Source organism: Cupriavidus sp. WS, from assembly GCF_000395345.1.
Lineage (GTDB): Bacteria > Pseudomonadota > Gammaproteobacteria > Burkholderiales > Burkholderiaceae > Cupriavidus > Cupriavidus basilensis_B.
In genome coordinates this window covers 1-5,888 of record NZ_AQPL01000589.1, presented here as the reverse complement: position 1 = coordinate 5,888, position 5,888 = coordinate 1, and the positions used below count along the sequence as shown (strand labels likewise).

Here is a 5,888-nt window from a genome sequence, read left to right as displayed (position 1 = left end):
CCAGCTATGACGGCACCTTCGGCGGCCTCAACGTGGGCGCCAGCTACGGCTTCGGCGAGCAGCCCGGCAGCGTGGGCCGCAACGCGTACTGGGGCGCGCGCGCCGCCTACACCGCCGGTGCCGTCAGCGTGGGCGGCGTGTACCAGGAGACGCGCGACGCCGCCAGCAACACGCAGCGCATGTGGGGCGCGGCCGCGCGCTACGCGGCGGGCGCCGGCAGGTATTTCCTCGGCTACCTCGGCGGCCGGGACGCCACCGGCTCGCTCGACGCCGCGCTCAACGACGCCGCCCGCACCGTCGCCCACGGCACCTTCACGGCCAACCCGCGCCGGGACGACACCGTGTACGCCGGCCTCGCTTATCAGATGGCGCCGGCGCTTACGCTGACCGCCGTCTTCTACTACGACCGCATCCGCAGCGCCAACGGCATCGCCGGCAACGGCGGCAGGCGCTACACGGGCGTGGCGCTGGCCGAGTACGCGCTGTCGCGGCGCACGCAGTTGTATGGCACGGTGGACCACAACGTCGTCAGCGGCGGCGCCGCCACGGAACTGCCGGGGCGCGGCAGCCAGACCGGCGTGGCGCTCGGCATCCGCCACGTGTTCTGAGCCGCGGCGCCCTGCATCATCCAGCCCCCCGGTCCCGAGCGGGGGACCACGCGGAGCACCCAGCACCAGAAGGAGACAAGCCATGACAAATCCCCCGCAGCAGTTCCAGCAGATCGTCGAGCGCGAGAAAGGGCTGCGGCGCAGCCTCAGCGCCAGCCAGATGACCATGATCGCCATCGGCGGCGCGGTCGGCACCGGGCTGTTCCTCGGCAGCGGTTTCGCCATCGGCTTTGCCGGCCCGAGCGTGCTGGTGAGCTACGCCATCGGCGCGTGCATCGCGCTGCTGCTGATGGGCTGCCTGGCCGAGATGACGGTCGCGCACCCGACCTCCGGCTCGTTCGGCGCCTATGCCGAGCACTACATCGGCCCGCTGGCCGGCTTCCTGGTGCGCTATGCCTACTGGGCCTGCATCGTGCTGGCGGTCGGCGCCGAGGTCACGGCCACCGCGCTCTACATGAAGTACTGGCTGCCGGCGGTGCCGGGCTGGTTCTGGATCGTGTCGTTCTCGGGCGCGCTGGTGCTGGTCAACGCGCTGAGCGTCAACATCTTCGGCGCGGTGGAGTACTGGTTCTCGGTCATCAAGATCACCGCCATCGTCGGCTTCATCCTGCTCGGCGCCTACGTAGTCTTCGGCGCGCCCACGCTGGTCGGCGACGGTGCGCGGCAGGCCGGCTTCCACCACTACACCGCGCACGGCGGCTTCTTTCCCAACGGCATCGGCGGCACGTGGGTGGCGGTGATCGTCTCCATCTTCAGCTACCTGAGCATCGAGATGATCGCCGTGGCCGCCGGCGAGGCGCAGGACCCGGAGCGCGCCGTCATGCGCGCGTTCCGCTCCACCATGCTGCGGCTGGTGCTGTTCTACCTGCTCACGCTCGCGCTGATGCTCGCCATCGTGCCGTGGACGGCCGCCGGCCATGACCAGAGCCCCTTCGTCAAGGTCATGGAAGCCATCCGCATTCCCGGCGCGGCCGGCGTCATCAACTTCGTGGTGCTGATCGCCGCGCTGTCGGCCATGATCAGCCAGCTCTACATCACCACGCGCATGATGTTCAGCCTCTCTCGCGCCGGCTACGCGCCGCGGCCGCTCGGCCAGCTCAGCGCGCGCGGCGTGCCGCTGCCGGCGCTGCTGCTGTCCACCGGCGGCATCGCCATCGCCACGCTGGTGAGCATCTTCTATCCCGACGCCTCGTTCACCATCATGATGGCCGTGTCGATGTTCGGCGCGCTGTTCACGTGGATGATGATCTTCGTCACCCACTACTTCTTCCGCCGCGCGTGGCGCGCCCGGGGCGGCGCGCCGCTGCGCTTTCGCATGTGGGGCTTTCCGGTGCTCACGCTGCTCGGCGCGGGGCTGATGCTGGCCGTGATGCTCACCACGGCGTTCACGCAGGCATTCCGCATGACGCTGGTGTTCGGCGTGCCGTTCCTGGCGGTGCTGACGGTGGCTTACTTCGGCTGGTACAAGGCGCGCGCGCTGGCGGTGGCCGCGCGGGCAAACGAAGCGGCCTGAGCCGGCCGCTCAGGCCTCGCCGTCCGTGGCGGACGGCGGATAGCCGCCGCGCGGGCGCGTCGGCAGCCACAGCAGCCACGCGGTCACGGCCGCCGCGCAGGCCAGCAAGGCAACCGAGATGAACGGGCGCTCGCGCAGCAGCCACGCCGTGGCGCCCATCGACGGCCACATGGTGCCGATGGCCAGCCACTTGGCGCGCAGCGGCACGCTGTGGTGCTGCTGCCAGTCATGCACCAGCGGCCCCAGCCGCGGATGCGCCAGCAGCCGCGCATGAAAACGCTCCGAGCCGCGCGCGAAGCACGCCGCGGCCAGCAGCACGAACGGCGTGGTCGGCAGCACCGGCAGGAAGATGCCGACGATGCCCAGCAGCAGGCTGAGCGCGCCGAGCGCGACGAACAGCGCGCGCAGCACCCGCTCGCGGTGGCTGCGCACGGCGGCGCCGGTACCGGCATTGGCGCCGGCGTCAGTGTCTGCGTCGGCGTTGGTGCCGGAGCCGGCGGGCGGCCGCTTCGCGCTCAGACCGCCAGCCCCAGGCGCGCGCGCGCCGCGTCGTACTCGGCCTTCATGCGCGCCACGATCTCGCCGGCGGCCGGGACATCGTGGATCTGGCCCACGCCCTGGCCCGCGCCCCACACGTCCTTCCACGCCTTCGCCTTGGACGCGCCGCTGGAGAAATCCATCTTGCTCTTGTCCGCTTCCGGCAGGTTCTCCGGGTCCAGCCCGGACGCCACGATGCTCTCGCGGATGTAGTTGCCGTGCACGCCGGTGAACAGGTTGGTGTAGATGATGTCCGCCGCGGCCGACGTGGTGATCGACTGCTTGTACTGCTCGCTCGCGTGCGCCTCCTGCGAGGCGATGAAGCGCGTGCCCACGTAGGCAAAGTCCGCGCCCATCGCCTGCGCGGCCAGCACCGCCTCGCCGGTGGCGATCGACCCCGACAGCGCGATCACGCCGTCGAAGATCTTGCGCACCTCGCCCACCAGCGCGAACGGCGACAGAGTGCCCGCGTGCCCGCCCGCGCCGGCCGCCACCAGGATCAGGCCATCCACGCCGGCCTCGATGGCCTTCTGCGCATGGCGGATGCTGATCACGTCGTGCAGCACGATGCCGCCGTAGCCGTGCACCGCGTCGATCATCTCCCTGGGCGGCGCGCGCAGCGAGGTGATGAAGATCGGCACCTTGTGGTCCACGCAGACCTTGATGTCATGCTCCAGCCGCACGTTGGACGCATGCACGATCTGGTTCACTGCCACCGGCCCCACCGGCGCGCCCGGGTTGGCCGCGCGGAAGCTGGCCAGTTCCTCCTCGATCTGCGTCAGCCAGTCGCCCAGCACCTCCGCCGGGCGCGCGTTCAGCGCGGGGAAGGAACCGACGATGCCCGCCTTGCACTGTGCCAGCACCAGCTCCGGATAACTGACGATGAACATCGGCGAAGCAATGACGGGCAGGGCGAGGTTCTGCAGGACCTTCGGCAATTGTCTGGCGGCGGGCATGGTGTCTCCTGAACCACGGCGGGCGCCGCGACCGGCGCCCGGGATGTGAACGATCGTTCGATTATAGGGAGTTTCCGCGCGGCGGCGTTGGGGGCTGGCTAGACGCGCCAGTCTACGGCCGGCTGGCCGGCGCGGGCGCGTGTAAGAAACGGATACAAGCCCGGAGCCCGCCCCGGTACACGGCGCATACGCCTCATCCGTTAAACCCATACGAGATGGCGCGCGGTGACTGGTGCATATGCAGCTTGGTTCCGCGCACATTGTTTCTTTTGCAGAACAGTGTATTGACTGAATCAGGGTTTCCCCTAGGTCAATCCCAGGCGTACATTTCGTGAACCGCCAGGCTTCCGCCCCGCCGCCACAAGGCGACGGCCACGGAACCAGGCAGCAGCGCCGGCCCGGCCGGCGCGCGTCCCCAGCCAGTAGTCAGCAGCAAAGGAGTGCATTCATGAGTTCCATCCTCGAAGCCCTGTTCTCCAGGCACATCGGCGACCCCGATCGCGTGGTCACGGCGCTCAACCACCAGGAAATCGTCGTCGCCCTGTCAGCGCTGGTCGCCGAGAAGAACGTCGCCATCCTGCACATGCTCTACCCGCGCACCGACGCCCGCACCCACCGCAGCCTGGACGCCCTGGTCGGCGCGCTGCACAACCACGGGCTGCACCAGACGGCCGAACTGATCGCGCAGGAAGCGCACTACCTCGTGTTCAAGGAACCCGACAAGGCGTGGAAGACCCTGCAGGAAATCCGCCACGACTCGCTGGCCATCGGCGTGCATCTTTACTACAAGGGTGCCACTGGCGACGCGGCGGAACGTGAGCTGGATAAGGATGCGCATCGGAAGGCTTGAGGTAGCGGCGGTGGCGCTGGAAGCTGGCATTGCAACGGCATCGCGCCGCGCTGCGTGGCAGTTTCCAGATGGCTGACCGGCTTCGCATTACTGCCGGTTTGCTCCCCTCTCCCATGAAATGGGAGAGGGGCCGGGGGAGAGGGCAAGGCGATTGCGAATGACGAACGCGGTCACTTTGTGGAGCGCCTGATTTCCTTCCCCCGACGTTGCTCCGCACTCGGGAGAGCTGCGGTCGCACAGCAACGAGCCGACTTCATCAACTGTCGTTCAGAGGCGCAAGAAAATCTGCGGTCGGTAACAGAAGTTATCAAATCGCACGCCAACTCGGAGCTAGACTCCAGTCGTTGCCGCTTTCTGCGGCGACCGGGAATAGCAGCCTGAATACGAAGGACGAACCGCCGGCATCCGGCGGACACTTTATTTCAGCCTGCGAGAACGCCCAATGCACCAGCACACCCGAGACGGCATCACCGCCGACCACAACGGCGCAGACATGTCCTTGACTGCGCGCTTTCCACATGAAAATCCCCTGAGCCTTGCGGTATTGAAGGCTGCGCAGCTGCATGCGTTGTTGTTGATGGCCAGCGATTTCGTGGTGGCTGATGGCTCGGCCAACGGCTTGCAGCCGATGGAGCGGGAGAGTGTTTTTTCGCTGGCTGCGGAGCTGGCGGGGGAGGTGTTGGCGTTGAGTGAGATGGTGGGGGTGGCGGGGCGGGCGGTTGTTGGTTGATGGGTGAGGCAAGTGGCTCTTGGGCCCAACTTACCTAGAACGCCGACTGTTGTTTGTAGAGAATGGCTCACAGGTGTTTGAACTTGTGGGCCATTTTTCATTAGGGGTGGCTAAGGGAGAGGCTGGTAAGCGGACATTGGGTGAGGCTGTCAGAAGGCTGCTGTCGACCCGTTACTGCCGATCGACCCGTTGATGTTTCAAAGGCGGCTATCGGATGCGAAACGGCCGGCCCGGATCGTCCATCGGGGATCACTCGTGGGCTGGAGCAGCCGTTCGGTATCAGTGAATATCCGTTTCGAGACACCTCGCGGATCCCAAGCCGCGACACGACACGGGTGGAAGGTTAATATTGAAACTCAACACGTGACTGGATCGACGGAGAGAGAACGAGATGTCCGAACTTATCAAGAAGCGAGTTGTCAAGGACTTGATCGACGAACTAGCGGATCTCGACGCGACCAGCTTGGAACTGGTCGGACACAAGGTGATCGAGACGCTTGAGAATAAGACACTCGTACACCACGGCATCAACAAGGACCATAAGCCTGTCGGCTACACCGTCGACACGTTTTCTCAGGACTTCACGATCGTCGGTGAATACAGTACCGAATCGGGCTATTTCCAGGATTCTTCGGGCAGGAAGAAAGAGAATCGATTCGACAAGATTGAAAGGGAGTGTCAGTATTTTTGTGTT

Annotated in this window: 7 protein-coding genes; 5 read left to right on the top strand and 2 right to left on the bottom strand. The window is 66.4% G+C overall.

All coding sequences use genetic code 11. The annotated features are described in order from the left end of the window. Both K206_RS0135190 and K206_RS0135185 read left to right on the top strand, forming a co-directional pair. Positions 1–608, top strand: a 608-nt coding sequence (locus K206_RS0135190) for a porin (RefSeq protein WP_020206947.1), incomplete at its 5' end; no start/stop codon positions are given. Positions 609–690: 82 nt separating this feature from the next. Next, positions 691–2,121, top strand: coding sequence for an amino acid permease (locus tag K206_RS0135185; protein ID WP_020206946.1), 1,431 nt, complete (start codon positions 691–693; stop codon positions 2,119–2,121). A 9-nt stretch (positions 2,122–2,130) separates the two neighbouring features. Here the strand turns inward: K206_RS0135185 and K206_RS0135180 are convergent, their stop codons facing one another. Both K206_RS0135180 and K206_RS0135175 read right to left on the bottom strand, forming a co-directional pair. Continuing rightward, positions 2,131–2,553: a YbaN family protein gene (locus tag K206_RS0135180; protein ID WP_020206945.1), complete on the bottom strand. Its 423-nt coding sequence runs from the start codon at positions 2,551–2,553 to the stop codon at positions 2,131–2,133. Positions 2,554–2,636: 83 nt separating this feature from the next. Continuing rightward, the gene (locus K206_RS0135175) at positions 2,637–3,614 is read right to left on the bottom strand and encodes a nitronate monooxygenase family protein (protein WP_029044434.1); all 978 of its coding nucleotides are present in this window, start codon (positions 3,612–3,614) and stop codon (positions 2,637–2,639) included. A gap of 448 nt (positions 3,615–4,062) precedes the next feature. Between K206_RS0135175 and K206_RS0135170 the strand changes: the two genes are divergently transcribed. The 3 genes from K206_RS0135170 to K206_RS40300 all read left to right on the top strand — a co-directional run. Beyond that, a complete protein-coding gene (locus K206_RS0135170) occupies positions 4,063–4,464 on the top strand; it encodes a hypothetical protein (RefSeq protein WP_020206943.1) in 402 nt (133 codons plus the stop codon). 442 nt (positions 4,465–4,906) lie between these two features. Continuing rightward, entirely contained in the window at positions 4,907–5,194 is a 288-nt protein-coding gene (locus K206_RS0135165) for a hypothetical protein (protein WP_020206942.1), read from the top strand. Between the two features lie 391 nt (positions 5,195–5,585). Continuing rightward, on the top strand, positions 5,586–5,888 hold a 303-nt coding region (locus K206_RS40300), incomplete at its 3' end, for a hypothetical protein (RefSeq protein ID WP_043367818.1).